Origin of the sequence: Arthrobacter sp. AG367 (genome assembly GCF_007828995.1) — a bacterium.
GTDB lineage: Bacteria > Actinomycetota > Actinomycetes > Actinomycetales > Micrococcaceae > Arthrobacter.
The window spans coordinates 955304-980902 of record NZ_VIVE01000001.1; the positions used below are offsets into that span (position 1 = coordinate 955304).

32 protein-coding genes and 1 tRNA gene are annotated in these 25599 nt (G+C 66.4%); 5 read left to right on the plus strand and 28 right to left on the minus strand.

The genetic code is table 11. From position 1 onward, the window contains the following. Positions 1-3 precede the first annotated feature (3 nt). From FB478_RS04445 to FB478_RS04475, 7 genes are all read right to left on the minus strand, one after another. Positions 4-453, minus strand: a complete 450-nt coding sequence (locus FB478_RS04445; RefSeq protein ID WP_056387553.1) for a hypothetical protein — start codon at positions 451-453, stop codon at positions 4-6. 162 nt (positions 454-615) lie between these two features. Further along, a complete protein-coding gene (locus FB478_RS04450; RefSeq protein WP_056387555.1) occupies positions 616-3840 on the minus strand; it encodes a hypothetical protein in 3225 nt (1074 codons plus the stop codon). Positions 3841-4138: 298 nt separating this feature from the next. After that, positions 4139-4375: a hypothetical protein gene (locus FB478_RS04455; RefSeq protein WP_056387559.1), complete on the minus strand. Its 237-nt coding sequence runs from the start codon at positions 4373-4375 to the stop codon at positions 4139-4141. Between the two features lie 7 nt (positions 4376-4382). Beyond that, positions 4383-6311: a phage/plasmid primase, P4 family gene (locus tag FB478_RS04460; RefSeq protein WP_200953126.1), complete on the minus strand. Its 1929-nt coding sequence runs from the start codon at positions 6309-6311 to the stop codon at positions 4383-4385. A 1119-nt stretch (positions 6312-7430) separates the two neighbouring features. After that, positions 7431-7796 (minus strand): hypothetical protein, encoded by a 366-nt coding sequence (locus FB478_RS04465; protein ID WP_142133558.1) that lies wholly within the window; start codon positions 7794-7796, stop codon positions 7431-7433. Positions 7797-8011: 215 nt separating this feature from the next. Continuing rightward, positions 8012-8836, minus strand: a complete 825-nt coding sequence (locus FB478_RS04470; RefSeq protein ID WP_142133557.1) for a CPBP family intramembrane glutamic endopeptidase — start codon at positions 8834-8836, stop codon at positions 8012-8014. A gap of 19 nt (positions 8837-8855) precedes the next feature. After that, positions 8856-10781 (minus strand): DHH family phosphoesterase, encoded by a 1926-nt coding sequence (locus FB478_RS04475; RefSeq protein ID WP_056387572.1) that lies wholly within the window; start codon positions 10779-10781, stop codon positions 8856-8858. A 207-nt stretch (positions 10782-10988) separates the two neighbouring features. Between FB478_RS04475 and FB478_RS04480 the strand changes: the two genes are divergently transcribed. After that, positions 10989-11324, plus strand: coding sequence for an Lsr2 family protein (locus FB478_RS04480; protein ID WP_056387574.1), 336 nt, complete (start codon positions 10989-10991; stop codon positions 11322-11324). Positions 11325-11448: 124 nt separating this feature from the next. On the opposite strand, the gene FB478_RS04485 is transcribed toward FB478_RS04480, so the two are convergent. After that, entirely contained in the window at positions 11449-11937 is a 489-nt protein-coding gene (locus FB478_RS04485) for an SLOG family protein (RefSeq protein ID WP_056387577.1), read from the minus strand. A gap of 168 nt (positions 11938-12105) precedes the next feature. Continuing rightward, positions 12106-12438: a hypothetical protein gene (locus FB478_RS04490; protein ID WP_056387581.1), complete on the minus strand. Its 333-nt coding sequence runs from the start codon at positions 12436-12438 to the stop codon at positions 12106-12108. A 2137-nt stretch (positions 12439-14575) separates the two neighbouring features. Here FB478_RS04490 and FB478_RS04495 point away from each other — a divergent pair. From FB478_RS04495 to FB478_RS04505, 3 genes are all read left to right on the plus strand, one after another. Beyond that, positions 14576-15043, plus strand: a complete 468-nt coding sequence (locus FB478_RS04495) for a hypothetical protein (protein ID WP_056387585.1) — start codon at positions 14576-14578, stop codon at positions 15041-15043. Between the two features lie 52 nt (positions 15044-15095). Continuing rightward, positions 15096-16409, plus strand: coding sequence for a hypothetical protein (locus tag FB478_RS04500; protein ID WP_056387588.1), 1314 nt, complete (start codon positions 15096-15098; stop codon positions 16407-16409). Positions 16410-16598: 189 nt separating this feature from the next. Beyond that, positions 16599-16829: a hypothetical protein gene (locus tag FB478_RS04505; protein WP_056387591.1), complete on the plus strand. Its 231-nt coding sequence runs from the start codon at positions 16599-16601 to the stop codon at positions 16827-16829. Between the two features lie 104 nt (positions 16830-16933). Here FB478_RS04505 and FB478_RS04510 read toward each other — a convergent pair whose 3' ends face one another. From FB478_RS04510 to FB478_RS04530, 5 genes are all read right to left on the minus strand, one after another. After that, positions 16934-17650, minus strand: coding sequence for an HD domain-containing protein (locus FB478_RS04510; protein WP_144599826.1), 717 nt, complete (start codon positions 17648-17650; stop codon positions 16934-16936). A 155-nt stretch (positions 17651-17805) separates the two neighbouring features. Beyond that, on the minus strand, positions 17806-18069 hold the full coding sequence (locus FB478_RS04515; RefSeq protein WP_056387596.1) for a hypothetical protein: 264 nt from the start codon (positions 18067-18069) through the stop codon (positions 17806-17808). 36 nt (positions 18070-18105) lie between these two features. Further along, positions 18106-18486 carry a hypothetical protein gene (locus FB478_RS04520; RefSeq protein WP_021473549.1) on the minus strand — a complete coding sequence of 127 codons (381 nt, stop codon included), beginning with the start codon at positions 18484-18486 and terminating at the stop codon, positions 18106-18108. A 5-nt stretch (positions 18487-18491) separates the two neighbouring features. Then, positions 18492-18821, minus strand: a complete 330-nt coding sequence (locus tag FB478_RS04525; RefSeq protein WP_056387598.1) for a hypothetical protein — start codon at positions 18819-18821, stop codon at positions 18492-18494. A 67-nt stretch (positions 18822-18888) separates the two neighbouring features. Beyond that, on the minus strand, positions 18889-19128 hold the full coding sequence (locus FB478_RS04530) for a hypothetical protein (protein WP_056387601.1): 240 nt from the start codon (positions 19126-19128) through the stop codon (positions 18889-18891). A 251-nt stretch (positions 19129-19379) separates the two neighbouring features. On the opposite strand from FB478_RS04530, the gene FB478_RS04535 reads away from it, so the two are divergent. Next, positions 19380-19601, plus strand: a complete 222-nt coding sequence (locus FB478_RS04535) for a hypothetical protein (protein WP_056387604.1) — start codon at positions 19380-19382, stop codon at positions 19599-19601. Between the two features lie 61 nt (positions 19602-19662). On the opposite strand, the gene FB478_RS04540 is transcribed toward FB478_RS04535, so the two are convergent. From FB478_RS04540 to FB478_RS04595, 14 genes are all read right to left on the minus strand, one after another. Beyond that, positions 19663-20256 (minus strand): hypothetical protein, encoded by a 594-nt coding sequence (locus FB478_RS04540; RefSeq protein WP_056387607.1) that lies wholly within the window; start codon positions 20254-20256, stop codon positions 19663-19665. A 141-nt stretch (positions 20257-20397) separates the two neighbouring features. Beyond that, positions 20398-20736 carry a hypothetical protein gene (locus tag FB478_RS04545; protein WP_056387609.1) on the minus strand — a complete coding sequence of 113 codons (339 nt, stop codon included), beginning with the start codon at positions 20734-20736 and terminating at the stop codon, positions 20398-20400. 37 nt (positions 20737-20773) lie between these two features. Then, positions 20774-21421: a thermonuclease family protein gene (locus FB478_RS04550; RefSeq protein ID WP_142133553.1), complete on the minus strand. Its 648-nt coding sequence runs from the start codon at positions 21419-21421 to the stop codon at positions 20774-20776. Between the two features lie 166 nt (positions 21422-21587). Beyond that, positions 21588-21890, minus strand: a complete 303-nt coding sequence (locus FB478_RS04555; protein ID WP_056387614.1) for a hypothetical protein — start codon at positions 21888-21890, stop codon at positions 21588-21590. A 17-nt stretch (positions 21891-21907) separates the two neighbouring features. After that, positions 21908-22216, minus strand: coding sequence for a hypothetical protein (locus FB478_RS04560; protein WP_056387617.1), 309 nt, complete (start codon positions 22214-22216; stop codon positions 21908-21910). 62 nt (positions 22217-22278) lie between these two features. Further along, positions 22279-22424: transfer RNA gene (locus FB478_RS21060), tRNA-OTHER, on the minus strand. Between the two features lie 66 nt (positions 22425-22490). Beyond that, the gene (locus FB478_RS04565; protein ID WP_056387620.1) at positions 22491-22904 is read right to left on the minus strand and encodes a hypothetical protein; all 414 of its coding nucleotides are present in this window, start codon (positions 22902-22904) and stop codon (positions 22491-22493) included. A gap of 27 nt (positions 22905-22931) precedes the next feature. Beyond that, positions 22932-23069: a hypothetical protein gene (locus FB478_RS21065; protein WP_156400144.1), complete on the minus strand. Its 138-nt coding sequence runs from the start codon at positions 23067-23069 to the stop codon at positions 22932-22934. Between the two features lie 218 nt (positions 23070-23287). Next, positions 23288-23518, minus strand: a complete 231-nt coding sequence (locus tag FB478_RS04570; RefSeq protein WP_056387625.1) for a hypothetical protein — start codon at positions 23516-23518, stop codon at positions 23288-23290. Then, entirely contained in the window at positions 23515-23775 is a 261-nt protein-coding gene (locus tag FB478_RS04575) for a hypothetical protein (RefSeq protein WP_056387628.1), read from the minus strand. Before FB478_RS04575 ends, FB478_RS04570 begins: the two co-directional genes overlap by 4 nt. Before the next feature lie 175 nt (positions 23776-23950). Further along, a complete protein-coding gene (locus FB478_RS04580) occupies positions 23951-24442 on the minus strand; it encodes a single-stranded DNA-binding protein (protein WP_056387630.1) in 492 nt (163 codons plus the stop codon). A gap of 232 nt (positions 24443-24674) precedes the next feature. Continuing rightward, the gene (locus FB478_RS04585; RefSeq protein ID WP_056387633.1) at positions 24675-24938 is read right to left on the minus strand and encodes a hypothetical protein; all 264 of its coding nucleotides are present in this window, start codon (positions 24936-24938) and stop codon (positions 24675-24677) included. Between the two features lie 19 nt (positions 24939-24957). Further along, entirely contained in the window at positions 24958-25197 is a 240-nt protein-coding gene (locus tag FB478_RS04590) for a hypothetical protein (protein WP_056387635.1), read from the minus strand. After that, the gene (locus FB478_RS04595) at positions 25197-25517 is read right to left on the minus strand and encodes a hypothetical protein (protein ID WP_056387637.1); all 321 of its coding nucleotides are present in this window, start codon (positions 25515-25517) and stop codon (positions 25197-25199) included. The genes FB478_RS04590 and FB478_RS04595 overlap by 1 nt, the downstream gene beginning before the upstream one ends. Positions 25518-25599 lie beyond the last annotated feature (82 nt).

Sequence of the window (25599 nt, forward strand, 5' to 3'; positions counted from 1 at the left end):
GCCTCAGTCCTCGTCGGTCCCGGCAGCGTCGGAGGCGTCGCCGTCAAGGAAGTGCCCGAAGCCGACGATGTCCTCGTCGTCGATGTAGGCAGCGATGGCGTCCGGGTCGTAGACGAAGCTCGGGTCGTCAGGGTCGACTACGACCCAGCGCTTGGCCGCATTGCCGTAGTTGGAGAAGCCGTCGATGTCGGCGACGGTCACCAGGCCCTGGTGGGCGAGCTCCTTGAGCCGGGTGCGGATGACGGAGTCCGAGGAGCGCGGCACCTCGCCGAGGCTGGTGACGACGCGGTCGTGGTAAGCGGCGATGAGCTCGTCGTGGGTGAGCGGGCCCTTCTCGCGGACGATGTCGAGCACGATGGGACGGACGCGGGATGCGCCGAGCGCGGCCTTCACGGCGGCGGCGTAGGAGGTCTCCGGGTCAGTGGAGCGGACAGGGAGTGTTGACTGGGACATGATGGCCTCTCGTGGTCGTGTCGTGTCGAGCCTGAATTGCCTTTCGTACTCAATTATGACTCGAAGTGAATGATCTGTACGGAACCATTCGCAATGGTGCACAGAGTTGAACAAGGGGCCGCGGCGTCCGCGGCCCCCTTGTGCGGGCTGTGGTCGATCGGCTCAGGCGGCCTCGTTCATCCAGTTCTTGGTGAACGTCTCCTCGAGCATCCGGACGTAGGTGTCCAGGTCCAGCGAGGCGATGAGCCGCTCGATCCGGTCGGCCGGCAGCTGGTGCAGGTCGTCGTTGACGACGACCATCGACCAGGTTGGGTCGATGGCGTTAATGCGCCGCACCACGACGTCCTGGTCGTCCGGGAGCACGGCGAGCCCGTCCGACATGCTGGCCTCGGCGCGGGAGCGGGCCCAGCCGTGATGGCGCAGCACCTCCAGCGCGACCGGGTCGCGCTTGGTCCGGCCGATGTCCTCCTCGCGGCGCTTGGCCTGGCTGGCCGCGGTGACCTTCCAGGCACCGGCGTTGAGCAGGCTCCGGGCGTTCTCAGTGCCCTCGCGGACGATGAACACCCGGTTGACCATCTGCAGCACCTGCGGGTCGCGGACGTTGGTCACGTGACCCTGCTCGCTGTACTTCACACCCACGGCGGGGTCGATGGGTGCAGCCGAGAAGGGGTAGGTGATCGAGCCGCGGGAGGCCGCGATGACGTTCTGGAACAGCAGGAGCGACCGGATCGGGTCGTCCTCCAGGACCGCCTCCTCGATCACCTTCCGGCCCAGCATCAGGTCGAAGGGCTCCGCGATCGCCGACTCTCCCCTGCTCGCCACCGTCTGCAGGTAGCGGGCCAGGGCGAAGTCGATCACGGCCGGGTGGGCCAGCGACTTCGTCGGAGTCGGGCCCGCGTGGCAGGCCAGCGTGCCGCCACCGGCGGCGATGATCGGACTGTCTGCCACGGACCGCCCCGGCTCCGGGGCCTCCAGCTCCAGGCGGTTGTTCGAGTCCTTGCTGATGAGGAACATCAGCTCAGGCTCGATGTCGACGCCGATGGCCTCCTGCTGCTCGGCGAGCACCCGGTTGTTGGTCGCTTCGTCGAATCCGTTCTCGCCGCCGACGACCGAGTAGAGGCCGTCGGTGTTGGTGGAGATGATCCGCGCCCCGGCCAGGGTCTGGGCCTGTCCGATCCGCCAGCTGAACAGCTGGCCAAGGATGCGCATCGAGATGATGCGGTTGTTCATCCGGATCGGCGTGCGGTGACTTGCGTCGCCTGCGCCCGAGGCCGAGTTGAGGATCAGCTTCGTGCCGTTGCGCAGCACGCCGAGCCCGGCGATCTGAGCCTTCAGCCGCGCAGCTTCAGGGCTGTCGCCCGGAAGCTGGGCCAGCTGCTTCTTCAGCCCCTTGATCTCCTGGCCGTAGCGCTCCTTGTCGAAGAAGATCTTCGCGTAGCGGTCCTCACCCAGCTCGGGGTTCCAGAACGCCCGCATGTTGCGCAGCAGGTTCGGGTAGTAGCTGGTGAAGTCCTCGTGGATCACCAGGCCAGCCGAGGTGCGTGCGAACTTCGGGTGCAGCTTGTCGGAGCCGTCTTCCTTGGCGATGAACAGCTCTGGCTTCTTCTTGGCCGGCTCATCGCGGTAGGCGGCATTGGTGGCCGTGCTGTTGGCGAGTACCACCTTGCCTTCCAGGACACCGCCGTCGGGCAGGACGACGTTCAGCGCCTCCGCCTCGGGCCGCTGGGTGGTCAACAGGTCCGCCGGGTCAGGCACCTGGGCCTGGGCGCGGGCGAGCTGCCCGGCCTGGTCAGGGTCGTCCTTCTTCGGCTTGCGGTACTTGACCTTCTCCGGGTCCGAACCCAGCAGGACCAGCCGCTTGTCGACGAAGGTGCCGTCGGGCAGGCGGAGCATGGCGTGCTGACGCTTGGCCTCTGCTACGAAGTCCTTTGCGTCCGGGAAGGCCTGCGCTGCCCGGATGAGCATCATGGTCTGATCGTTGTGCTCGACCTTCTCGGCGTTGAACACCGACAGGTCGGCTTCGGCCCCATGGATGCCGCCGGTGGAGAACGTGGCGAAGCAGGACGACGGCGAGGCGTCCGCCCGGAAATACGGCACGTTGTTCGGGGTCTTGGGCACATCGCGCAGAGACCGGGCCGGAAGGCTGAACTTGTCGCGGTACTCCTCGGAGTCGTTGAAGTTCTGCCCCTCGATCGAGCGGTAGTACGCCACGACTTGCAGGAATTGCCGGTGGGCCTCGCGCTGGGCTGCAGTCACTTCGGAGTGGGTGGCCGGGTCGGGCGCGACGTTCTCCTCGAAGAAGCGCACGCACTCGTCGAGCACGTTGACCGGCTCGATCCCGCGTTCTTTAGCGACCTCGGGGTGCGGATATACGAAGGACACCGCCTCGATGTCATCCAGTGAGGCGTAGGGTGCGAGGATGCGGCCCACGAACTTTGCCGATGAGGAGTCGACTGCCAGCCGGTCCTTGCGCACCGCACCGTTCTTGGTGAACACCGTTTCGGTGAACTGGGTGAGCAGAGCGGCCTTGAGATCGAAGTTGCTCGCGTACGCCGGGTGCCGGAACAGCTGGGCCAGACCAAGGCAGTCCGAGACGTTGTAGGCCAGCAGCTCATAGAGATCCTCTACCGCCTCGATGCTCGTGTCATGGCTGAGCTTCTCGGATTCCTTGATCTGGCGGCCGAGCATCCCGAGCAGGCGCTTGAGGCTGACCTTGGACTGCAGTTCGTTCAGCCGGGCCACGTCCAGGTGCCGGCCCGAGTGAAGCATGGCACGGCGGATCTTCGCAGCCGCCCCGTCCCAGCCGAGGTAGCCAGGCATGTACTCGATGTGCTGGGACGAGAAGAGCTGGTCGTTGTGGTCGCGCAGAGTACGGGCCGTGGTCGGCTGAAACGGCCGACCGCTGCCCGGGGCCGGAAACGCCTCGTTGAGGTAGAGCGCGACCATGGTCGTGTCATAGTTCATTGAGTTGTAGCCAGCAAGGAACGGATGCAGTGCCGGGTCGTATTCGGGGTCTGTGTCGCAGACCGGACGCAGCGCCGCGGGGTACCCGCCTGGGTCGGAGTGGTTGCACACCTGGTCGGCGTTCGAGAGGCCCATCAGTTCGGCGAGCCGGAGGCTGCCCCGTTCGCTGCCGAGGTTCCAAAGCTGGACGCTGACCGCGGGCAGCCCCGGGTTGGAGCGGATCACGGTGTCGTAGAGGGCCTGGGGGTCGACGGAGGCGACCAGCGCCGGGTCGTCGGCCAGGAAGAAGATCTCCAGGTCGTGGACGGCGCGGCCCGGCCGCGGGGTGTAGGCGCACAGCGTGAAGACGTTCGACAGCGATTCGATGTCGTAGAACGTGAAGAGCGCGGTCTCAGCTGTGACGGGGGTGCGCTGGGTGGTCATGGGTCTGGCCTTTCGGTCGTCACCGGCCGTCACGGCCGGGGTATGCAGTTATCTGGTCGGGGTGCCGGGCGCTGCCGCGGATGGCCTTAGGCGGCGCTTCTTCCTTGTGACGGGCGCGGGGACCGGCCGGGCACCGCGGGCCCATCGACCTCCCACCAGGGAGTAGCCGAAGTGCTCACGCTGGCCGGTGCAGTCGGCGCATTCCTTTCCGGGCGAGACTCCCTCTCCTGCACATCCGTCTTTCCAGTTCGGTTCGTTCGGGTGCGGCTGCGTCATGTCCTGTTTTCCGTTCTTGTCTTCAGTCGATCGGGTTGTGTGGAGAGCGGCGGCGCGGGGCGTCCATCCGGCTGGAGGCCTCAGCCACGAGCCGCCGCTTCTCCTCCGGGTCGGCACTGATCTGCGAGCGGACGATCAGGTTGGTGATCCGCTGTTCGCGGGCGACATCGGCCAGCGCGGTGCTTGCCCTGCCTTGTTGCTTGGCGAGGTCGGTCACCGCCCGGGCGAGCTCGGTGATGGCCCTGGCGATTGTGGGCATGGTCGGATCAGTCCTCTCCTGTGGTGTCCTCGTCGTCGGCGTCCACCTGGGCGGCGGGACCTGTGTGCCGGAGCAGGCCGCGGTAGTTGGCCTGAAGGACCGGCTGCGACTTCTTTTTCGGGTCCGAGCCGCTGTAGTGCGGGTTCATCCACTTCTTCAGCTCGTACTCGGCGATGGTCGTCTCGGGGGTGGCCATCATCTGGCCGGGGCGGATCTTCTTGTTCTTGTCCGGGCAGTGCCACAGCGGGTCAGGCCGCACGATCGCAACCAGGTCCGTGATGAACTGCTTGTTGCTCACCGGCGACCCCGAGGGCGAGACGTCTGCGAACCAGGCCTTGTAGAGGTCATAGGTGAAGGTGAAAGGCACCAGGTCCCACACCAGCCGCTCGCGGAACTCTTCCCAGAAGGCGCGCACGGGGTCGTTGGCCTCCTTGTACTCGGCCAGGACCACCTTGGTCGCCACCGGCTCGGAGAGCTGGTAGTAGTTGCCCGGGTCGGCTGCGCCGGCGCGGTTGAGCACGTACCAGAGGGCGTACTCCAGGACCTCGCGGCGCTGGAGGTAGTCGTCCTTGATGTACTTGCGCTCCATGCCGGTGAAGCTCTTGTTGAACGGTACGAACAGCTGCCGGCGGTAGAAGCTTTCGGACTTGTCCTTCACGCGCGGGAACTCGTTGAGGCACTGGACCATGAAGCCGAAGAACTGGTAGGCGATCGGCATCCGGTACTTCCGGTTGATCTGGATGACGTCGTTGGTGACGATCGCCTTCAGGTTGGCCGCTTTGTCGATGAAGGTGCCCACGTCGTTCTCGTCGACGATGATCGCGTTGGCGCGCACGAGCGGCTCGAGCGCGAAGTCCTTGCCGAAGTCGCTCAGCGGGATCGAGGTGTGCGAGCGTGGCCCGCACAGGTTGCGCATGAGCGAGCACAGCGTGCCCTTGCCGTTGTTGCCCTGTTCTGAATAGAACCAGGCAGTCTTGCCCCAACTGACGTGCGGCCGAATGATCGCGCCGATGACCTCCCAGAGCAGCTCGGGGATACCCTCCTCGTCGGAGAGCTCGCGGATCCAGGACTCGATGTCCCAGACCGAGCCGTCGACAGGGTGGACGATCACCGGGTTGTCCGGGTCTTCGACGTAGTCGATGTGGCACTTGGCCAGGAACACCAGTGCCGGGTCGAAGGGCACGAGCGACTTGGGTTCGAAGTGGAAGGCCTTGCCGCCCTCATGGATGTCCCGGGCCTCGCGGCCGTAGTGGAACACGCCGTTGTTCACGGCGATGAGGTCTCTGTGGCTGCACTGGTGCCGGCGCGGGCTGTCCTCGCGGAGTACTGCCAGGACCTCGGCGAACTCCTTGAGTGTCAGCTGCGTGTTGTAACGGCGTGCCGTGGTGCGGATGTCGTCCTCGCTGGTGGTGTACGTGCCGCGGCCCGGACCGGTGGCCTGGTACATCGCCAGCAGGTCGTACTCGCGGTCAGTGTCCTTGGCGCTGGGGGCGATGCGGATCACGTGGTGCAGGCTCAACAGGATTTGCGCCACTTGCCAGTAGGTCAGGTGCCGGGCCAGGGGCAGCTTCTCGGCAGCCACCTTGGTCTTGCTGTTCTCGGCCTTGGAGACGCCGTTCACGATCGCGAGCAGCTGCTTCTCGAGCAGGCGCGGTGCGGGCGGGTCCGACGGGTCGATCAGCTGGAGGTAGACCTCGGTCGCGCGCGTGACTATTTCGTTTTGCGGGGCGATGTCGCCGCCGTCGGCGAAGTACGTCATGACCTCGGTGAAGGCGTCGGCGACAGGGTTGGTCGAGGGGGTGTCGAAGTCCTCGTCGAAGACGGGCGTTGGGTCGTCAGGAGTCGTCATGCTGCTGTCTTTCTCGATCGCGTCGAGTACCTGCCGGCAGTGAGTGGGAAGCCGATTGGTCTCGTAATCGAATAGGAACGTGCTCACGACTCTATGCCATCCGAATGGTCTTTCGCAACGAGTCGACTGATAGTCGACTCATGGTCCGACAGAGGTCCCGGGTGGTACCCGGGTGGGGCTCGGAGGGGTCGCGCGCGAGACCCGGAGGCCACGGCGACACGACGAGAGCGTGCGGTCTGGAATGAGAAACAGCGGCTCCGGGGGCGTATGCCCCACGGAGCCGCTGGCTTCTCGTGCTCGAGCACTCCCCCGCGGGCGGCGTGAGCCGCCCGACCCCCTGGTCGGGGTTCGGGGAGTTCTTCCGACCGGCCGGCCGGGAACCTCCAGAGCTGGGATCCGGCTGCAGCAGCGAGCCGGTATACCCCCAATGGGTATCGGAAGGTGTACCACTTGACGTGGTACACCTGTTTCCCCTGGTCAGTCGGGGATTTCAGGACTTCTCCAAACGGGGTGTACCACATGGAGATTTGCACGTGGTACAGGCGTTTGCCCTGGTCAGACGGGCTTTATATACCCCCTGTACCACTTGTACCACTAAATAAAGACTAGATATACGCGCATGGGGATAAGAGCTCTTACTGGCTGGATGACCGATCGGAGGCGTCCTTCGCGCACATATGTAAACGCTCGGAATCTGGTGGTACTCGTGGTACACCCGCCGAAAACGCTGATCTGCCAAGGCAATACGGCGTACCACGTCCGCTCGGGCACGTGGTACAGACTCCCTCGGCCGCGGTCGCCTGACCCGCCGTTTGAGCAGGCCAGCACTGGGATCGGGAGGTGTACCACGACACGTGGTACACCTCGGCGCTGCGTCCTCCCGTGCAGCGGAGCATCAGGCCCTGACGGCCCTGACGGGAGCGATCGCGATGGGTCCCGCGTCCTGGTCGACCGGGCTTCCGAGTTATTCCGAGTGATTCGAGACAGACCTTCGAATGGTCGCCGGAATGGGACGCCGACTGCATTGCACATGATGAATCGACACTGATATAGTGGGCATCGGTGTTAGGGCCAGGAACCGTCACCAGGTGTTGTTGTCACAGGAACGTGAAAACAGAAAGGCCGGAGAAGCATCCCCGTGGGAAGGGAGCTCTCCGGCCTTTCTGCGCGTTCACGCTGGTGCGAGGCCCTGGGTGCGCCGGCCGCCTAGAAGGCGGCCGCGCTGCGGCCTCGCCGGTATCCCGCATTGGGGGACTCGGGTATGTGGGCACGGACCCGGTGGCCGTCCTCGACGGCGTACAGGATCTCGTAGGTGATGGAGACGTTGCGGTTGCAGGGCATCACACCCTGCCTCCGGCGCATCTCGAGCTTGCGGAAGCCAGCGACGGACTCGGCGCGTTCGAAGAAGCGGGCAAGCATCTCGCGGGCGCGTTCGTGCGCCTGCTCCGCCGTGCGGCCGCTGGTGCTCATGGTGAAGAAGTGCATGGACCCTCGATCGAAGGTCGGCCTCTCACCGGTGTCGAAGTCGCTGGCGAACCGCGCGCGGCGCACTTCGCTGCCGCTGGGGCGCACGAGCCGGCCTTGCGCGTCATACGCGCACTTGTTGACGACTGCCATGGTGGATCCACCTCCTCTCAGGTCTGGCTGACGAAAATCCTTCAGCCAATCCCCCGGTGACCGGATCACCCCGGTCACCCAAGAGCAGGCCCTCCGGAGCGACCGTCGGCCCACGGCCGAAAGGTCGCCCGGAGGGCACCAGCGTCAGTCCTGCACATTGAGCCCGGCCGCTATGCGGCCTGTGGCTCGCTTTCCCTGCCTTCTTCCCCGCCGGCTTCCCTGTCGTCTTGTGCAGGCCCGGGCGCGGGTGCCGCCATGCGGTACACCGCCAGGGCGCACGCGAGGAACGCCGCGGTCATCAGCAGCGCTGAGACGGGGTTCGCCAATGCGCCCAGCAGCTGGGCGGGGACAAGGACGGCCGCGAGGTTGAAGGCCAGGTGGAGCAGCACGCACGGCCACAGGACGCGGGCGCGTTCGTAGACCAGCGCCAGCAGCACCGCCAGGGGCAGCGTGGCAGCAAACTGGACGACGTTGGCGTGCAGCAGGCTGAAGCCCGCGGCGGTGACGAGCACCGCCGCGACGATGCCGACCCTGCGCCGCAGCAGCGGGTAGAGCAGGCCGCGGAAAAGCATCTCCTCGGCCACCGGCGCTGCCACCAGTGCTAGCAGGAGGGCCACGACGGGACCGGCGTCTGTCCTGGCTCGGGTCGATTCATCGAATCCCGCCGAGCCGCCCAGGGTATAGAGCCACAGGGCCAGGGACTGGCCGGCGAAGAACGCCAGAGCCAGGCACCCAAGCACCGTTCGGGTAAAGCGCGGTGTTCCGGACATCGGTCGGACCGTTGGCGCGTTGGCGAACCACCGGGGCCGGAAGAGCCTGGCAGCGCCGACGAGCAGCGCCACCAGGCCTCCGAGCACCGCCGTACCCAGGACGGGCTCGCCGACCACGGAAACTACGGCAAGGCCAAGTCCCAGGTAGGCGGCGAGCACGCCGAGGGGCACGAGGACACACCACGCGATGGAGACGAGCCGGGACTTGATGGGTGGAGCGGGCATCCCCGCCTCCTTTCCGTGGTCAGACAGACGCGGGGATCTGCTCTTCGATGACGGCCTGGACGCGGGTCTCGCCGCGGAAGGTGTTCAGCTGCAGCTTCGCGATGAAACGCAGCGTTCCGACCTCGGTGCGGCTGGCCGACCGCGTCAGAGCCGAAATCTCCGGCTCCTTCTCCTCGGCGACGTTCCACCACAGGCAGGACAGCCCGGACCTGGTGACCAGCCGCAGATGCTTCTTGCACAGGCGGCACACGCGGTAGCCGCGGGCGTTGGTCATCAGGTTGGCGTCGGTGCGCTCATGGCCGCAGTCAGTATCGGAACCGATCCGGTCCACCCGCAGCCCAAGGGGCTCGACAGCGATTTCGACCACCGGCTCGACGAAGCCGTGGCCGAAGGGCCGCAGCGCTTCCACACGCCGGACGAAGCCGACCAGAGGCTCCAGGTCGTCCAGGCCAGCATCGCAGTCCCGGTCCGGGCCCAGGACCAGGTCGGCCCGGCGCTCATCCTGGACGACAGCCAGCAGGGCAACCTGCGTGGCCTCCCGCAATGCTTCGACCAGACCGTCGAGCAGTTCCGCCCGGTCGACCTTGACGCCGCAGGCCTGCTGGTGGCCGATGGCACGCATGCCGTCCTGGTGCTCGAGCGTGTCGATGATGCCGAACCACGACGGTGCCCGGCCGGAGCCTCCGACGTAGTCATCCGGCCCGACGGGACGGTTGAGCACGACGACCGGGTGGCCGTGGCGCTCCATCAGCCGGTTGGCGAGCAGACCGTACATGCCCGGGTAGGCCTCGGAGAAGTAGACCCAGGGGGCCAGCGGCTGATCACCCTCCTCGAGCTCCTGGGTGTGGACCTCGACAAGCTCCTTGCGGCTCTCGTTGGTCGCGATGACCTGGTGTGCCGCCTCGAGCATCAAGTCCTGGTCAGGCGCGGTGAACACACCGAAGCACGGTGCGAGCGGGTCGCCCGTGCGGCGCGGGGAGTTCATCGCCGGCGCGAGGTAGAACCCGTAGAAGCCCTCGTCGATACTGTCGATGTCGCGGACCTTGCCTGCCTGGCCGAAGGCCTTCAGCAGGACCGCGAAGCCCTCGAAGGCCCGGACGAAGGCCGGGTGGTGCGGGTCGACGCGCAGCAGCTGCATCAGCGTCGACTGCCCGACGTCGATCGCCTCGGGGTCCGGGTCGAAGCCCCAGGGGGTCGGGACGGTGCGCGGCGCGGGCGCGTACAGCAGCCGTGCGATGGACAGCGAGTCGCGCACCAGCTGCCGGTTCTCGTACAGCACTGGCATGACGTCGGAGACGGTGCCCAGGCCGGCGAACAGGCGCAGCAGGCGGATCTCCCAGAGCTTCTCCGGCCGGTGGACGCGGGCATAGGCCTCCAACACCTGGTAGAGCACGTGTGCGCCGCAGATGCCGGTGTTGGCGTAGGTCTCGTCCATCCGACAGGGGTCGACGGTGACGTCGGCGCTCGAACCGGGTTCGAGCTCCTCGTGGTGGTCGGTGACCAGGGTCTTCCATCCCAGAGCCCGGGCGGCGGCGATCCCGCGGTGGGAGTTCACTCCCCCGTCGCAGGTCAGCAGGACCTTGGTGTCCGGCCACGTCGCGGCGATCTCTGCGATGTCCTCGGCCGTGAGGTCGTGGCCGCGGCGGTAGTCGGGCACGTGCAGCTCGACGTCGAAGCCGAGCTCTGACAGTCCGGCGTAGCCGAGCACACCGGAGGAGATCCCGTCCATGTCGAAGTCAGGGGCGATGGTGACCTTGTGGCCGGCGGCGCGGGCGTCTTCCAGGGCCTCGACCATCTCGGCCAGGCCCAGGAGCTCGTCGTGTTCAGCTGATTCGATCTCGCGGAAGTACTCGTCGGTCCAGCCGCGGCGCTGGCACATCAGGGCGAACAGGTCGACGCCGTCGTCCGTCAGTGGATGGTCGTCGACGGTCTGGAGAATGGTCATGGTGGGGGGCCTCTCGATCGTGTCGAATGGTCGGTTTACAGGGGTGGGGAAAGGCACCCGCTGGCAGTGTGATTTTAGCAGTGCTGCGGGTTTATTATGCTGGTATAGCAGCGTTTTCGGCCTATGATGAAGGCATTCGAAAGATCTGTCGTTCTGGCGTGCCCAAAGACTTCTCTAAGGTGGTTCGGATCGTCTACCATTCAAGACATGGCTATTCGAAATATTGTGGAGTCGGACATCAGTGGCAAGCCGGATGCTGCCACAGTCACCTTCGGACTGGGCGACACCTGGTTCGAGATAGACCTGACCGACGAAGAGCGCAAAGAGCTTGAGAAGAATCTCAAGGAATACATCAGTAAGGGTCGAAAGGCCACTAAGAAGGGCGAGAAGAAGCGACTCGTGCCCGAGACGACGCCCGAGGAACGTGAGGAGATCCGTAAGTGGGCGCGCGAGAACGGTCATGAAGTGCCCGAGTTTGGTCGCATTCCGAAAGCTGTCATGAAGGCCCACGATGAGGCACACGGCATCGAGCGGACTCTCTAGCCCCACCCTTTCCGCAGTCTTTCGGGCCATACCGGAGAGATTTCCGGCCACCTATTCGAATCAAGGATCAACAGCCCTGCAGCACCAGCTGCAGGGCTGTTGTCATCTCCGGGGTGTGCACTTGTCAGAACGGAGGCAGGCGCGGGTGGATGATGTCTTCGACCTCGATGCTTGCAGCCAGGGCGCGGGAGCGGGCGTGCACGGTGCCATGTGAGAAGTGCCCTGGCGTTCCGGGCATCAGCTGCTGCTGGCCGGTGCGTTGGTCGCACTTGCTGCAAAGGTCCAGGAAGGCGGCGACACGGACCTCCGCTCCCCCGGCGCGCATGGCGACGAGGGCATCGACCATCCGTTGGTTCCGGGTGAAGCCCGCCGCCTTGGGCTCAGCGCTCCAGTCGGCCGGGAACTCAATTACTTCGAAGCCGGCAGCCCGCCACAGCCGCTCGGCCATGGCGTCAGCACCCTTGGGACAGTGCCCTGAGAGGAGCACGGGTCGGGCGACCGCAGACGGTCCCCAGGCTCTCCAGGCCTCGTTCAAAGCCGCCTTCATGGCCTCCGCGGCGTCCCAGGTCCGGGAACCGGTCACGAGCAGGGCATGGCTGAATCCACTGGTCATCGTGATGCCTCCCGGCTGGTCATCTTGGTCATCGGCATAGATCCCGCCGAGGCCGCCGCGGTGGCAGTCCGGATTGTGATACTCGTCTGTCGCTGCATCATTCGCGTCCTCTTTCGCCGCAATGTTTTCCGGAATGATTCCCGGTGTTCCTTCTCAGTCGGCAGGTCACTACGCGGCAGCTGCCGACGCCTGGGCACTGTTGACCCTGGCACCGCCGCGTTCGTAATGGATTGCCACCCGGACCTTCCGGTCCTCGCTGAGCGGTGCGACGTGAAGGGTGTATCCACCGTCCTTGTCGCGCTCGAGGTAGGCGACGCAGACCGTGCCGCTCTCTTCATCGTCGAAGTCGACCTTGCCAAAGCTCTCCGCCGGAGTCGCCTCAGTGACTCGCTCTCCGTAGGGGATCCACGGCTTGGCCTCGCACCTTGCTCCGGTGTCGTAGGGCGAGAGCTGCGGCTGTGGCCGGCGTGCGGACCTGGATGCCTTCCGGGCGTGTGTCATGACGATGCCTCTTCTGTTTCTCGGGATGCAGGTGTCGGGCATCGAGTGCAGGTCCCGCCAGGGGTCCGCGGAGACTCGATGTACGGTCCAGCTCCCGTGCCAGCTCCGCTGGCCTGACGGCCTACTGGTGAACCGTGTCGGGAACTGCTCCGACTGGGCCGCGCAGCGGGCCGGCCGACGGGCCGTCCTCCTCGGACAAACCTGGTGCGCAGCGCCAGGTGATCCACCGCCTGGCTGCACCCTTTGCCGCGTCGTCCACCTGTGGACAAATGCGGCGGGGCAGGCGGGGTGTCCTCCACTCAAGCGCAGCGCTGGGCATAGCCGGAGGGAGCGCAGCGACTGACGGACCGGCGAGCGAAGCGAGCGGTGGAACCTGTCGGCTATGCCGACCAACAGCGTCTCGAAGCGCAGCGAGAGACCGGAGCGAAGCGGAGGGTCCGCAGGACCGCTGTTGCCAGGTTCCCTTATGCCCTTTTCCTCTCTTGCCGCCATTTCGCCATTCCACGGCTGGAGCGTTAGCGGAAGCCTGGAATATCAGGGGAAACGCCCCGTACACCCTTGACCCGTACACCCCCTCTCCATCCGCGCAGCGGGTGTACGGGTCATGTCGTTTCCGCTGGATTTACGGGCTTTTGGTTGTACAGCCCTTTTGCCGTCCGCTGCAACGCCGTACGGATGCATCTTCCGCACCACCGCGAGGCACGAGCGGGTACCCGTACGGGTCCTCACATGTAGCGTCAGCGACGTCGGGCGCAGCCCGGTCCGCACCCCCTGGTGGATCCTGCTGCCGCAGGCGCATCAGGCCCGGCGCGCAGCGGTCCACCACTCCTCGCGACCTGTCGCGTCAGGCTGTGGAAAACTCTGCTGTCACAGCACTGCACTGATCTGTCGGTGCGCTCGTCGCACCGGTGTGCGGGCGCTCACTCCGGCTCTGTTTCGCGGTCGCGCCAGCACCTGTCGCACCGCGTCCGAGGCGGGCCCACACCGCTTCCTTGCCGGGGTCCGTTCCGGGCCGGCCGACTGCCCCTCCTGGTGGCAGCTGCACCCCCGGATGAGCGACAGCGAGTCCTCGACGGCCACCGCCCGGCCTGCCCCTCGTGGACGCATCAGAAGAGGAGCTTTCCCGGGAAGCATGAAGCCTCCCTGGATCCAACGGCAGCCCCCGCTTCCACAGCGTCACCGAGCCGTCCGGGTCTCCCACCAGGTGCAGCTTCCTGAAGAGGCTCACGGGTTCTTACCTTCTAGACCCCCACCGCCCGTGAGCCTCTTCAGGAAGCGGAGTTTTTGCCCTTTCGCTCCATGCGGGGCCCTACTACCCAGTTCGCCTTTTCCCTCCGCTCTCCTTGCGGCCCCCCCGGGCGGGTCGGTGACGCCACAGGCGCAACCACAGCTGCTCCACCCTGCTCCGATAGCTCCTCCGCTCGCTCCAGGACTGCCTCGAGGTGTCGCAGGCGGGTGTTCCAGGTACCGGTCCGGGCCCGCATCGCTGGACCCCTTCTGGTCCCGGAGTGGACAGATCATTGCACCGGCATGGACAGACAGGGACACAGACCAGACCTACACAAGCCCCGAGAGAGTCCAGAAAGGCCATTCAGACACCATTAAGTGCCGGATGGCGCTCCTCGGGGCCGCTTCGGGCGCACTGCTGGTCTCATGATGGTCTCTCACAGGTCTGCTCTGGTCCGGCTCGCGACGGTGGACTGTTGCTGGTCTCTTCGAGGGCGCTTCTGTGCTTTGTGTGGGACCACCGAGCGCCCTCCAATGTGCCGTGGCCTGATCGAGGTCTTCTGCTGGTCCGCAGCGGACCGCGTGCCGGTCCCGGGTGAGCCCTTGATGAGTCCTGTGTCTTCTGGTTCCCCGGCTGACCCGTGGCCTTCTGCGGGTCCTGCCGGCGGCTCCCACGGGTCCCGCCGCGGCCATGGTCGCTCACGGTGACGCAGGCCTGATCTGCTGGTGGCCTTTTGCTGGTCTTGGCGTGGTCCTTGCAGAGACCATTGAAAGACCAGTAGAATGATGACTGATAAATGAGTCGAAAGGTCCCCGACTGGCAGTAGCGCCTCGGGGACCGCGCATGAGAGGGGGCCGCGATGACCGAGGACAGTGTCCATCAGCACGAGGGCGCAAGGGGGTGCTCGCAATGACCGATAAGGCCGAGCCGCGCCGTCTGCGCTGGAGCGTCCCGCGGGCCGACGAGTCGACGAACCGGTGGCTCGACGAGCAGTACGACATCTCGCGCTCGCTCCAGCTGTTGATCCGCGAGTCCATCCAGCGCGACGGCTACATCGACGTGGTCAACCGTCCCGTCGAGCAGCTTCCCCGGCGCGGCCGCCCGCCGCAGGGCGAGCAGGACCCTGGGCGCAGCGAGGCCCTTGACGGAGAGGAACGCGGCGATGACCGCCGTGACGGGAGTGAAAGCCAGCACGAGAGTCGCGAAGGCCGTGACGAGGCTGCCGTGCCTGTTGCTGTTTCTTCAGAGCCCGTGCAGCGCGTCGAGGCAGCCCAGGCTGTTCAGCCGCCGCCCACGCCTCCTGTCCGCGAGCCCCACCCTGTTCCCGCCGAGGAGCCTTCTGTCCCTTCGGGGCTGGACGCCTTCCTCACCCGCTGATCCGCACCGCACTTCCTGAGACACCGACTTCCTGACCGAGAGGGACACAACCATGAGCAACACCCGCACCGCCGAGAAGACCATCCAGCTCACCGGCGGCATCGACGTCGGCAACGGATACGTCAAGGGCGTCATCCGCGGCGAGGTCCACGGCAAGGAGGTCTTTGACACGATCGACCTTCCTTCTGCCGTGGTGAGCACCTCGCGCTCCACGCCCAAGGTGCCCGAGGCTGACTCGGATGCCTTCAAGATCGTGGTGGAGGACGACTTCTACAACCGCGTCGCCGCCTCGTTCACCACTCCCCTGATCGGGCACTCGGACCTGCGCACCTTCGGCCGCGCGGCACTGAGCACCCCTGGGTCGAAGTTCACGCAGTTCGAGGTCGTCGGATCCCGCTCGAAGGCCGACCAGGAACTGAGCTCGGTGCTCGTCCTGGGCGTCTTCGCCGCCAAGGCCCTGCGCGACTATGTCCGCGAGCACGGCGCGCTGCCGGACCGCGAGCTGCGCGCCACGGTGCGCGCAGGCCTGGCTCTGCCGATTGCCGAGTACGTGCAGCGCCGCAGCGCCTACGCTGCCCAGTTCGTGGGACTCCTGGGCGCGGCCGACCCCACGGTGCACCTGGTGACCGTGAAGAACTTCTCCACGCCGGTCACCGTGCGCCTGCAGTTCGAGGATGTGCAGGTCCTGCCCGAGGGCGCGTCCGCGCAGTTCGCGATCACCGACAAGGGCGCGCCGCTGGCGCAGGCTCTGCTGGACGATCTTCGGGCCTCGGACCCCGAGGAGGCCGCGCGCCTGCAGGGTGTCACCGCCGAGCTGCTGGTCGGTGTGCGCAACACCGTCGGCGTCGACGTCGGCGAGGGCACCGTGAACTTCCCCGTCTTCACCGACGGCGCGTTCAACTCCGAAGCGGCCAGCACGCTGGACCAGGGCTACGGCACCGCGCTGACGAACGCGCTGGACCGGATGAGCACCAGCGGAGACAAGGACCTGAGGTTCAAGAACCGCAAGGCGCTGGCCGACTTCCTGCAGCAGGAGCCCAGCGTATTCCTCCAGGGCAGGTTTGACCGCGCCAAGGGCTACGTCGACGAGGAGGCCGAGTACCTGGCCGAGGAGATCGGCGCACGCTTCGAGGACGTCCTCGCCGAGGTCGGCGGCACCACCGAGGTGGTGTACGTCTACGGCGGCGGTTCGGGCCCGATCAAGGAGATCCTGCGCCCTGTCCTGCAGAAGGCCGCCGGCGGCATCCCGGTGCTCTACCTCGACGCCGCGTACTCGCGCCACTTGAACCGCGAGGGCCTGTACCTGGCGGCGAAGGCCGTCGAGGTCCAGAAGCCCGAGGGCAAGCGCAGCAAGGCCGCGGCGTGACGATCATGCATTCGTGGCCCGGTCCTGAGAGGCTTGCGGTCGGCATCGAGATGATGCGTGCAGGCTGCCGATCGCGTACTGCTTCCTGTGGTACCGCTCACAGTGCTGAGCGGTACCACAGGAAGCCCCGAAAGAGACCACTGATCGACCAACAACAGACCACAGCCCACCCCAGGAGGGATCAATACCATGACCGACCACGACGAGACCCACGACGGACCCAAGAAGGACCAGCGTCAGACCTATGAGAAGCCCTCGGGCATCGTCGCACGGCTCCAGCAGCTGCACGAGGACCGACCTGTAGTCTTCGCCGTGCTCGTGATGGTGGTCTCCGGGCTGGTGTTCCTGCTCGGCGGAGTCCTCACCGGAGCTGTGGACCTCATCGGCATCTCTTTGCTGCCGATGGACAACATGCCGTAGCGCCCGGCAGGCACAGCGCGGGCGAAAAAGAGACCTCCCCGGCGGCAGCTGATGCTGCGCCAGGGAGGTCTTTGCGGTGCTGGTGATCCAGGTCAACAGGATGGTCAATCGATGCCATGCTCGGCCGACAGGGCTGCGAGATCGTGGCTGAGATCTTCCATCGCGGCGATGGCGGCCATGGTGCACTGCTGGGTCGCAGGGCAGCAGAGCGAACGGCGCAGACCTGCTCCGACGATCTCGACGGCCGGCATGTACTTGAAGAGCATGCGGCACATGCGCGAATCCTGGCCGTGGCCGAGCTGGTGCCGGATCGAACCGGCGTTGTCCTTCAGGTCGCTGGCCTTGATGAGCAGCGCCCGGGAACCGGAGTTGGCAAGCCGCGTGAGGTGCTCCTCATAGGAGGTGCTCCCGCCAGGAGTGGTCACCGCCCCAACGAGCACCGAGACGCGCCGGCCGTACAGCCGCGCCAGACAGCCCAGGGGATCCTCACCCGGCTGGCCGAAAGCAGCAAGCAGCTCTTTGCTGCAGTCCTCGACGACATCATGCAGCAGTGCTGCGGCAATCAGTTCAGCGTCGGTGACGCCCCAGCGCAGGAGGCGCAACGCCACGCGCAGCGGATGCTCGATGTACGGCACGCGAGGCATGTCTCCCCTGATGAAGCGGGTCTGCTTCCGGTGCAGGAACGAGGCCGTCGCAGCTGCGCGGGTCACGAGCTCCGTGTTCGTGGGCATGAGGTGTTGGATCTCCCGCTCGAGTTCGAACACGAGCATCGCAGGGTCCATTTGCTTGAGCGGGACACGCGTCGTGGTCAGGGTGGTCATGGCTCTTCCTTTGTTCGGGATGGTTCTCTTGCTGTTGCAAAACACCAGGCGCTGCCCCGCAGCGCGTGGACCCGCCTCAGAGACAGAGCGAGAGCCCCGGCCCCGCGCCGGAGCGCAGGAGCCGGGGCTCTGGTGGGATCAGGCAGGGCGACTGGTCATTGGTGCTGGCTGGGCTGGGTGTCGTTGTGACGGCGTAGCCGGGCAGCCCAGGTCTTCAGGCCCGGAAGTCCAGCAGCCCAGACAGCACCGGACAGGACCACGAGCACCACGCTCGCCGTCCAGTGGCCGGTCCAGGCGCTGGCTGCGATCGCGGGCAGCAGGGCGAGGACGTTCAGCACGATCCCCGTGACGAGGAGCGCCCTGCCGACACTCCGGAGGATCCGCTCGCGGCGGCCGGTGGTCTGCATCGTGTCAGGCATGGTGGTTCACGCTCCTTCGTCGTGGGATGTGTTCTCTCAGAGCTCGATCCGCTTGCCGCGGGCGAGCTCGGCAGCGGGGATGCTCAGCCGGTAACCGCCGACCGGGTAGCTGGGGTGGTCGCTGGCGACGACCGCGCAGTTCCACCAACCAGCGTGGCGCTTGCGAGGACGGGGTTCTTCCTCGCCCTCGGTGCGGGCCTCGCCGCGGTATTCGATGGGCACCACGACGACGCGGTGGCCTGAGCCCCGCTCGGTGGCGTGCCAGGGCAGCTCGATGAGCAGGTCCTGGGGCCACTGCTCGATGGTGACCGGCAGCTTGGACAGTTCGTGGTTGGCCGAGCCCTCGGGCGACTGCGCGAGGCGCTGGGCCTCCTGCTCGGCGGTCTCGACGAATCCGATCTTCTCGAGGAAGGACATGGTGATCAGTGCTCCTGGTTCATGGGTTGGGAAGTCGACGGGTCAGCCTCAACGCTGGACTCGCCGCGGACGAGATCAGCCAGCGCCTGGGCGTAGGCGTCTTTGGCCCGTTCGATTGCAGCCTGCTCGTAGAGTGAGTGGATCTTCTCGCCGGCGGCGATGCGGTCCTCGACCTCGTCCATTGCTATGACGGCGGCGGCGAGCTGGACCCGGGCCTGAGCCTCGGCACGCCGCAGCTCCGGGTAGAAGGCCTTGCTCGTGGCGAGCCGGTGGACGGCGGTAACGCGTTGGGCTTCAGCGTCGAGGTCGGGCTCGGAAGTGGTGGCAATGGACACGGTGATCCCCTCCTGTTTGATGAAGTCGTTTGTTCGATGCCGGACCTGGATCAGCTGCGCTGGTTCCTCAGCCCTCTGCCAGACGGCGGGCGGCCGCCTGGAAATCCGCGAAGGTGGTCTCGGCGCGTTCTGCCCGTGTGCCGTCCGCCGTGAACGCCGTGCCGCACCATCCCGTGACGTAGCGCTGGCACAGCTCGCGGTCGGCCTGGCGGGCCTGCTCGTCGTAGACGGGCGCGCTGACGACCAGCACATCAGAGCCGAAGTCGAATGGCAGCGCGTCCTGCATGGGTGCGGCGATGGTGCTCATGGCGGTTCTCCTCGGAATCCTGTGGGGCACGGCGCTGCACTGCAGGCCGTCCTTCGTCGATGACTCCTCCGTGACAGCTCCGCTGTCACCACCACTGGCTGCACCTGAGAATCGAAGATGAAGAAGAACAACAAGAAGGTTCCAACCCCGCGCCGGCAAAACGCGGATGATCCGCAGCATCGGCACAACCCCTCCACGCACCCTGGGATAGGCTTTCGGCGGAGTTCAAAATTCAACAAAGGGAGAGATTCGTGGCGGGAAGCGCGGTCTATGGCAAGGGCTACCACGCAGGCAAGCAGGATGCCCGTACAGAGGACCTGATCGCCGCGGGGGTCTTGGCGGCTGCAGGTCTGGTCATTGCAGGTGGCGTCAAGGTTTACCGGAAAGTCAAAGAGGCCCACGCAACCCGGCTGGAACAGCGGCTGAAGGACATCGACGACGGAGGTAACTCCGAAGATTCCGGCCAGCAGTAAACCACGGACACAAAAAAGAGACCCCACCGCCGGAGCACGCGCTCTGACGGTGGGGTCTTCTTCAGGCGAACGTCCTGTCCGCAGCGAAGTGCTCGTGCACGGCCTCGCGGGCGGCGGGGTATTCGTCGTAGGGATCCGGGTAAGCAGCATCGAACCGGGCAGCGGTGGTGATGCCCTGGAATCGGAGCAATTCCAGGAGATCCGGCAGGTCCTGTGCACGGCCGGAGAACTCCGCGGTGTCCGCGGCGATGATCTTGGCGCGGGTCAGCGTGGGGACACTGGCCAGCTGAAGCCTGATGCACTCGTACGCTGTGTCGTCGTCGATCCAGCGCGCCTGGTATATCGAGGCCACGAGCTCAGCGTCGTCACCGTCCATCACGTTGTCGTTGTTGATCCAGTCGCGCTCCAGGTTCATTTCGTCGGCCACCTCATGGATTGCCGCCATGACCTCTGGCGCGAAATCGCCGGTGACGCTGTCGATGTCGACGGTGAATGCCCGGTCCGCAGCACGGATGCCGTACTTCATGAGCGCGAAGCCGCCGATCGCACGGATCTGCACCGGGGCGTTCAGCCCCAGGCGCTTCAGCTTTCCGTTGAGCACCTCGAGCGCCCGCTCCAGCTGGGCCAGGCTGCACTTGTGGTCGTCGTGGCTCATCGTGCTGCTCCTTCTGGTCAGGAAGGAGCGGGTGTCTCCTTCGAGTCCAGATCCGGATCGGCTGTGCCGATCTGACGAGCCGCCAGGAAAGAGACGAGCCCGGCACCAGGGGCTCTCCCCCGTGCCGGGCTCTGTTCAGGCTCAGTGCATGCGTTCGATGCGCGTGGATCCGGACCCGTCCTGCAGGCCGGTGGCGCAGTCGTACCAGAAGCCGTTGGGCAGGCGGACCAGCGTGTGCGCCTCACGTCCTGGCCAGTTGCCGGCAGCTGCGATCGCGGGTACCGCCCGGCGGTCCATCACGCAGCTCACCCCCAGCTCCTCCACGACCTGCGGGTCGCGGACGTACTTCGCGGTGGAGCCATTGCGGGGATCGCACGGGACCTGCTTCATCCAGGCGGGGTGGTCGAGGACCCTCTTGACGAGGACCTTGTCGCCGACCTGGAGTTCGTCCAGCTCAGAGGGTGCTGTAGGGATGGGCATGTGGTTCTCCTGGTTCGTAGTCTGTAAGTGCAGCAGCTCAGCCGCGGCCGATGGAGGAGCACTGTGAGTGCGCACCGGCATGCAGTGCCACGGCGTTGTCAGCCGCCGTGCGGTACTCGGGGATCCGCTGGGGCTCCGGCTCGCCCTTGGGGAACCAGGGCATGGCGTAGCCGTCGGTGACCTGCTGTCGCGCGGCATCGTTGTGGGCCGGTGTGATGACGTAGGCGAGAGAACGGCCATAACGGTCAGTTCTGTCTGCCCCGGGGTCGTACTCGATGGTCACTGGCATGCCCTGCGGCAGGATGCCGCCAAGATGATCAGTGGCGGCCCTAGCGCCGCACTCGGGCTCGGCATCCTTGTGATAGTTCATTTCGGGCGCGTCGATGCCCAGGAGCCTGACTGTGTGCTCGGGGATCCCGATATGCTTGTCGGTCGCCTCGAGCAGGCCGGCCACCGGCAGCACGGCGACGGTGTCGCCGTCGATGACACGGATGACTTTGGTCTCCACGCTCGCCGGTTTGCCAGAGGACACCTGTCCCGGGTCCTGGGCTGCCGCAGTGCTGGTGGACGGCGTACCCGGGACGCCGGGGGCCTTCGGCAGGTCCTCGCAGCCGGTCAGCGTGACGATACAGAGCACGGCGGCGATGAGGCCGCCGAAGACAGATCCGGAGGGGGTGCGCTTCATGGTGGGGTTTCCTTGCTGGAGTGGTCGTCGGGCGCTCTGGCCGGGGTGGCAGGCGTGCTTCTCCACGGGCACGCCCGAGCCAGCTGTGCTGGCTGTTCCGGAAAGAGAAAGACAGGACCCCCGGCCCTGAGCGATGCGCTCGGTGCCAGGGGTCCAGTGAGAGAGATCAGTTGCCTGCCGCGACGGATCCGGAGTCGATGGGTTCGACGATGAAGACGCCGTCGGGCTCGCCCGTGAGCTCAGCAGCGAGCCGGCTCAGTGACTGGGCGTGGTCGAGCCTGTTACCGGCCCAGACACGCCGGCCAGCGTCGAAGTGCTCTGCGGCTTTCCTGGTCTCCTGTTCGGCACCGAGCGAGGCGATGTGTGCGAGCTTGCGGCGCACGTCCGGGCTGAGCTCGCGGATCAATGCGCTGCGTCCCTTGTGCGTCATGCCGAGCAGCATGCCGTTGCTGATGGGTCCGGTGTACATGGCGGTTTCCTTGCTGGTCAGGGTTGTTCCGGTCCGCGGGCGACGAGCACGAGGCGCGAGCCGCGGACGAGGTGGGCCTCACCGCCGACGGTGAGGATGTGGACAGTGCTGCCCACCGAGGGCCGCACCTGCTGGACGACGGCTGTGCCGCCATCCAGATCAGGGTTCAGGTCGCGCAGCGCGACCCGGTCGCCCCGGCGCAGCATCCGGGCGCTCTTGCCGCCGAGGATGCGGTGGCGCTCGGTCGAGCGCAACAGAGCCTCCTGGACCGCAGGACCGCCGTCTTTGACGATGTCGAGGAAGGCGGGGGTGATGGTGTCGGTCATGGCATTGCCCTCCTGGCTGGTGCAGCTGATGGATCGCGCGGGCCTGTACGACCCTGGGTCTGTGGCGCTCACGGGGATCGAACCCGTGACCTCTCGTGCGTCGCCCTGCAACGGGCCTGTAGCCTGGGTCTGCCTGACCAGGGATTGATGCGGAATCGAACCGCGGGCAGTCAGAACGCCGAGTGCTCTGCCGCTGAGCTAGAGCGCCGTGGGCCGGTTCCGGGAAGGAGCCGGCGAGGGGTTGTGAGGAAAGGGACGAGGAGCCGTTCGCCACTCACTTCCAGGTCGGTGCCCGCAGGGAGTCCGGAGCCGTGCAGCCGTCGCACGGCCTGGCCGCTGGCGCGAGGTGGTGCTCGACGAGATGGGACAGGAACCGGACTCCGACCTCGACGTCCGTCGTGAACGACTCGTCATCGGCCGTGCCGACGATCTGCGCGGAGGCGACCGTCGAGTCGATGTCCAGGTCGATGACCAGCTGCAGGGCGAGGCCCGGCGCGGGGCCGATCAGCTCGACGAGCACCTGGTAGTCCGGCTCGCACGAGTGCGAGACCCAGCCGACGTGGCGCTCGAGCTCGTCGGCGTCGTCGGCGGCGTTCAGCTCCTGGAAGACCGCTGCGACGGCGGACAGGAAGCCGGTGAGGGTGTGGTCGTGGTTGCGGTGATGACGGTGCTGCACGGAGGTCGACATGGCCCCTCCTCGGTCGATGGGTGGTGATCAGCGGATCTCGGAGTAGCCGCACTCCGGGCAGGTGTGGGTGCAGGCGCAACCGCGCCGGCCGGCCCGTTCGCGGGCCGTGGCGGGGGCGTCGGACTCCATCGGCACGCCATCGTTGGGGCAGCTGAGACCAGACATGGCGGACCTCCAGTGAAGTGTGGCAGGACGGGGACGTTGTCCTTCGTCGTCAGATCCGGATCGGCTGTGCCGATCCCCTCCACACAGGCCACGAACGAAACCTGAACGAAAAGACAGCGCCCCGCCACGCCGCTGCTGCCGGGAGGGCAGGGCAGGGCGCGCGGGGCGCTGGTGGGGCCGGAGCCACGGAGGGATCGAACCGCTCTGCACGGAAGCTCTCAGCGCCGGATCCCGACGGCGGCCTTGCACCGCTTGGTGAGGACCAGGAACTGGAAGAAGGCGACGGCAGCCGACTCACCGAGGAAGTAGTGCACTTCTTCGATCGTCATCCCACTGGGGTCGAAGTCGACGATCCGGGGATACGTCTCGGCGAGGATCCGCGCCGCCGCGGGAAGCCCGGCAGCCGGCTGGACCTCGGCGGCGGGCTCGAGCTGCTGGACCAGGCTCATTCGTCCTCCAGGTCCATCCGCCCGGTGACGGTGCGGAAGCGCTCCACGGGGCGGGTGCCGCCGTGATCGGCGACGAAGACCTGGCTGGCGTGAAGGCGCAGCTTCTGGATGACGGCGGTGACGACGTCGTCGACCATGGCCTCGACATCCGGTCCGGGGTGGTCGGTGATCACCGAGCCGACGACGGCGGTGAGCCCTGCGTGCAGGGCCTGGTCGTGATCGGTGGCCTCGACGGTCGCGTCGGCGACGATCTGCATGGCGGAACTCCTTCTCTTGGCTGATGACGTTGGGGGCAGGGCAGGACGGCGGCCAGCGAAAGCAGATCCCCGTCCGAGCAGCGCGAGGCTCCTCGGACGGGGACTGTCGGCGTGCGTGAGCCGCCTATTCGGTTGTTATTCAGTTGTGGGTTGTGCTGGGTGCGGGGCGCGCTTCTCAGGAGAAGGGCAGCTCCTCGCTGTGGACGGCGCTGGCGACGGCCGGCTGCGGTGCGGCAGCGGCTGCGACGGGAGCCGGAGCCGGCTGGGTCTGCAGGGCCTGGTTCTGCGCCTCGGCGGCAGCGACGCGCTCGTTCACGCGGGCCTGGGTCACCGAGCGGGGCTCGAGGAACGTGATGTCCTCGACGACTGCCTTGAGCTCGAAGACCTCGACACCGTTCTTGGTGTAGCGGTCCTGGCGCAGCTTGAGGTTCACGGCCACGAGGTCACCCTTGTGGATGCTCGCGAACGGGCCGATGCCGTTGGTGGTCGCGCGCACGAAGGCCTCGACCGGCACAGCGTCAGCGCCGCGGTTGCCATGGCTGTCGGTGTAGTTGTGGTCGGCCATCAGGGTGAACGCGACCTTCTTGGAGCCGTCCTGGTTGTTGAAGACGACCGGGTCCTTGGTCAGGCGGCCTATGACGGTGGCGGAGTTGCGGGGGTTCGACATGAGTATTTCTCCTCGTTGTGCACGAAACGCGCGGGCAGTGTCCCTGCTCCGCGCGCGATGGTGAGTTGAAGTGTTCGGTTGTCTCTCAGACCCCCATCCGGATCAGCTGTGCTGATCAGACGATGATCTTTCGAATGAAGACTCGGATCAGCTGTGCTGATCGAGCGCTCCTCAGTGCTCCTTCCGGATCAACTGCGTTGATCCCAGATGCCCTTGCATCACGGGTCCCGCATCAGCTGCGCTGATCGAACCCGGTACGCCCGGCCCAAGGCCAGCCCGGTGCTGCCCCCAGATCCCAGAGTTCAGCCTCGATCTGATCGGCCGCGGCCACGTCTCCGCTCTCGCAGGCCCGCCGGTAGTCCTCCTCCAGGTACGCGATCTGCCCGTCCCGGTTCGGGAACCGTCTCCGGAACAGCAACCAGCCCAGCCACGCGAGGCAGATCATGAAGGCAAGAGTGGCGATGAGGACTCCGGTGCTCTCGATGATGTTGTCCATGGCGTTTCTCCTGTCTGCTTCAGATCCGCAGCCGCCGGCGGACCAGGTCCACGAGCGTCGGGTCGGGTGCATGCCCCTGGGCCTGCTGCAGCTGCAGCCAGGCGAGGACGTTCTGCGTGTCCTGGGCCTCGAGCTGGCGGCGCTCGACCTCCAGCTGTTCCTCGCCGAGGGCGAGCATCCGTCCCTGGAGCTGCTCGATCTTCTCGAGGTGGCCGGTGCTCAGCTTCAGGACGCTCAGCGCATGGGTGTCCGCGGCCATCAGAGCGTGACCTCGACCTCGTGGGCGGTGGAGGCGAACGGACCGACGGTCACGGAGCGCATGATGCGCACGAGCCCCGCCTCCTGCAGGCGCTCGGCCAGGCCAGCGTGTTCCGACCAGTCCTTGATGAACACTCGCCCCGGGCCGGCTACGAGGCCATATGCCTCGAGGTTCACCGAGATGCGCTCGGGGGCCTCGTCGGTCAGGAGTACGAGGCTGCGCTGGGCGTCGGCGTGCTGCAGGGTGCCCGTGAGCTCGATGACGCCGAAGTCGACGGCGACGCTGTGCTTGATGACGGGCGGTGCGATGGTCTGGTCCATGGTTCTTCTCGCTTTCGATGCCTGCACAGGCAGGTGAATGGTTGTTGACCCCGGGCCGCCGTGGCTTCGTTGCCGGGCTGCG

Excerpts from the sequence above, each read along its gene's own strand:
- FB478_RS04485 (WP_056387577.1), bottom strand. The coding sequence starts at position 11,937 with ATGACCAGTGGATTCAGCCATGCCCTGCTCGTGACCGGTTCCCGGACC.
- FB478_RS04515 (WP_056387596.1), bottom strand. The coding sequence starts at position 18,069 with ATGCCTGACACGATGCAGACCACCGGCCGCCGCGAGCGGATCCTCCGG.
- FB478_RS04540 (WP_056387607.1), bottom strand. The coding sequence starts at position 20,256 with ATGAGCCACGACGACCACAAGTGCAGCCTGGCCCAGCTGGAGCGGGCG.
- FB478_RS04550 (WP_142133553.1), bottom strand. The coding sequence starts at position 21,421 with ATGAAGCGCACCCCCTCCGGATCTGTCTTCGGCGGCCTCATCGCCGCC.
- FB478_RS04595 (WP_056387637.1), bottom strand. The coding sequence starts at position 25,517 with ATGGACCAGACCATCGCACCGCCCGTCATCAAGCACAGCGTCGCCGTC.
- FB478_RS04575 (WP_056387628.1), bottom strand. The coding sequence starts at position 23,775 with ATGCAGATCGTCGCCGACGCGACCGTCGAGGCCACCGATCACGACCAG.
- FB478_RS04530 (WP_056387601.1), bottom strand. The coding sequence starts at position 19,128 with ATGAGCACCATCGCCGCACCCATGCAGGACGCGCTGCCATTCGACTTC.
- FB478_RS04520 (WP_021473549.1), bottom strand. The coding sequence starts at position 18,486 with ATGTCCTTCCTCGAGAAGATCGGATTCGTCGAGACCGCCGAGCAGGAG.
- FB478_RS04470 (WP_142133557.1), bottom strand. The coding sequence starts at position 8,836 with ATGCCCGCTCCACCCATCAAGTCCCGGCTCGTCTCCATCGCGTGGTGT.
- FB478_RS04565 (WP_056387620.1), bottom strand. The coding sequence starts at position 22,904 with ATGTCGACCTCCGTGCAGCACCGTCATCACCGCAACCACGACCACACC.
- FB478_RS04545 (WP_056387609.1), bottom strand. The coding sequence starts at position 20,736 with ATGCCCATCCCTACAGCACCCTCTGAGCTGGACGAACTCCAGGTCGGC.
- FB478_RS04490 (WP_056387581.1), bottom strand. The coding sequence starts at position 12,438 with ATGACACACGCCCGGAAGGCATCCAGGTCCGCACGCCGGCCACAGCCG.
- FB478_RS04505 (WP_056387591.1), top strand. The coding sequence starts at position 16,599 with ATGACCGACCACGACGAGACCCACGACGGACCCAAGAAGGACCAGCGT.
- FB478_RS04585 (WP_056387633.1), bottom strand. The coding sequence starts at position 24,938 with ATGGACAACATCATCGAGAGCACCGGAGTCCTCATCGCCACTCTTGCC.
- FB478_RS04510 (WP_144599826.1), bottom strand. The coding sequence starts at position 17,650 with ATGACCACCCTGACCACGACGCGTGTCCCGCTCAAGCAAATGGACCCT.
- FB478_RS04475 (WP_056387572.1), bottom strand. The coding sequence starts at position 10,781 with ATGACCATTCTCCAGACCGTCGACGACCATCCACTGACGGACGACGGC.
- FB478_RS04450 (WP_056387555.1), bottom strand. The coding sequence starts at position 3,840 with ATGACCACCCAGCGCACCCCCGTCACAGCTGAGACCGCGCTCTTCACG.
- FB478_RS04555 (WP_056387614.1), bottom strand. The coding sequence starts at position 21,890 with ATGTACACCGGACCCATCAGCAACGGCATGCTGCTCGGCATGACGCAC.
- FB478_RS04480 (WP_056387574.1), top strand. The coding sequence starts at position 10,989 with ATGGCTATTCGAAATATTGTGGAGTCGGACATCAGTGGCAAGCCGGAT.
- FB478_RS04495 (WP_056387585.1), top strand. The coding sequence starts at position 14,576 with ATGACCGATAAGGCCGAGCCGCGCCGTCTGCGCTGGAGCGTCCCGCGG.
- FB478_RS04455 (WP_056387559.1), bottom strand. The coding sequence starts at position 4,375 with ATGCCCACAATCGCCAGGGCCATCACCGAGCTCGCCCGGGCGGTGACC.
- FB478_RS04580 (WP_056387630.1), bottom strand. The coding sequence starts at position 24,442 with ATGTCGAACCCCCGCAACTCCGCCACCGTCATAGGCCGCCTGACCAAG.
- FB478_RS04590 (WP_056387635.1), bottom strand. The coding sequence starts at position 25,197 with ATGGCCGCGGACACCCATGCGCTGAGCGTCCTGAAGCTGAGCACCGGC.
- FB478_RS04560 (WP_056387617.1), bottom strand. The coding sequence starts at position 22,216 with ATGACCGACACCATCACCCCCGCCTTCCTCGACATCGTCAAAGACGGC.
- FB478_RS04500 (WP_056387588.1), top strand. The coding sequence starts at position 15,096 with ATGAGCAACACCCGCACCGCCGAGAAGACCATCCAGCTCACCGGCGGC.
- FB478_RS04445 (WP_056387553.1), bottom strand. The coding sequence starts at position 453 with ATGTCCCAGTCAACACTCCCTGTCCGCTCCACTGACCCGGAGACCTCC.
- FB478_RS21065 (WP_156400144.1), bottom strand. The coding sequence starts at position 23,069 with ATGTCTGGTCTCAGCTGCCCCAACGATGGCGTGCCGATGGAGTCCGAC.
- FB478_RS04570 (WP_056387625.1), bottom strand. The coding sequence starts at position 23,518 with ATGAGCCTGGTCCAGCAGCTCGAGCCCGCCGCCGAGGTCCAGCCGGCT.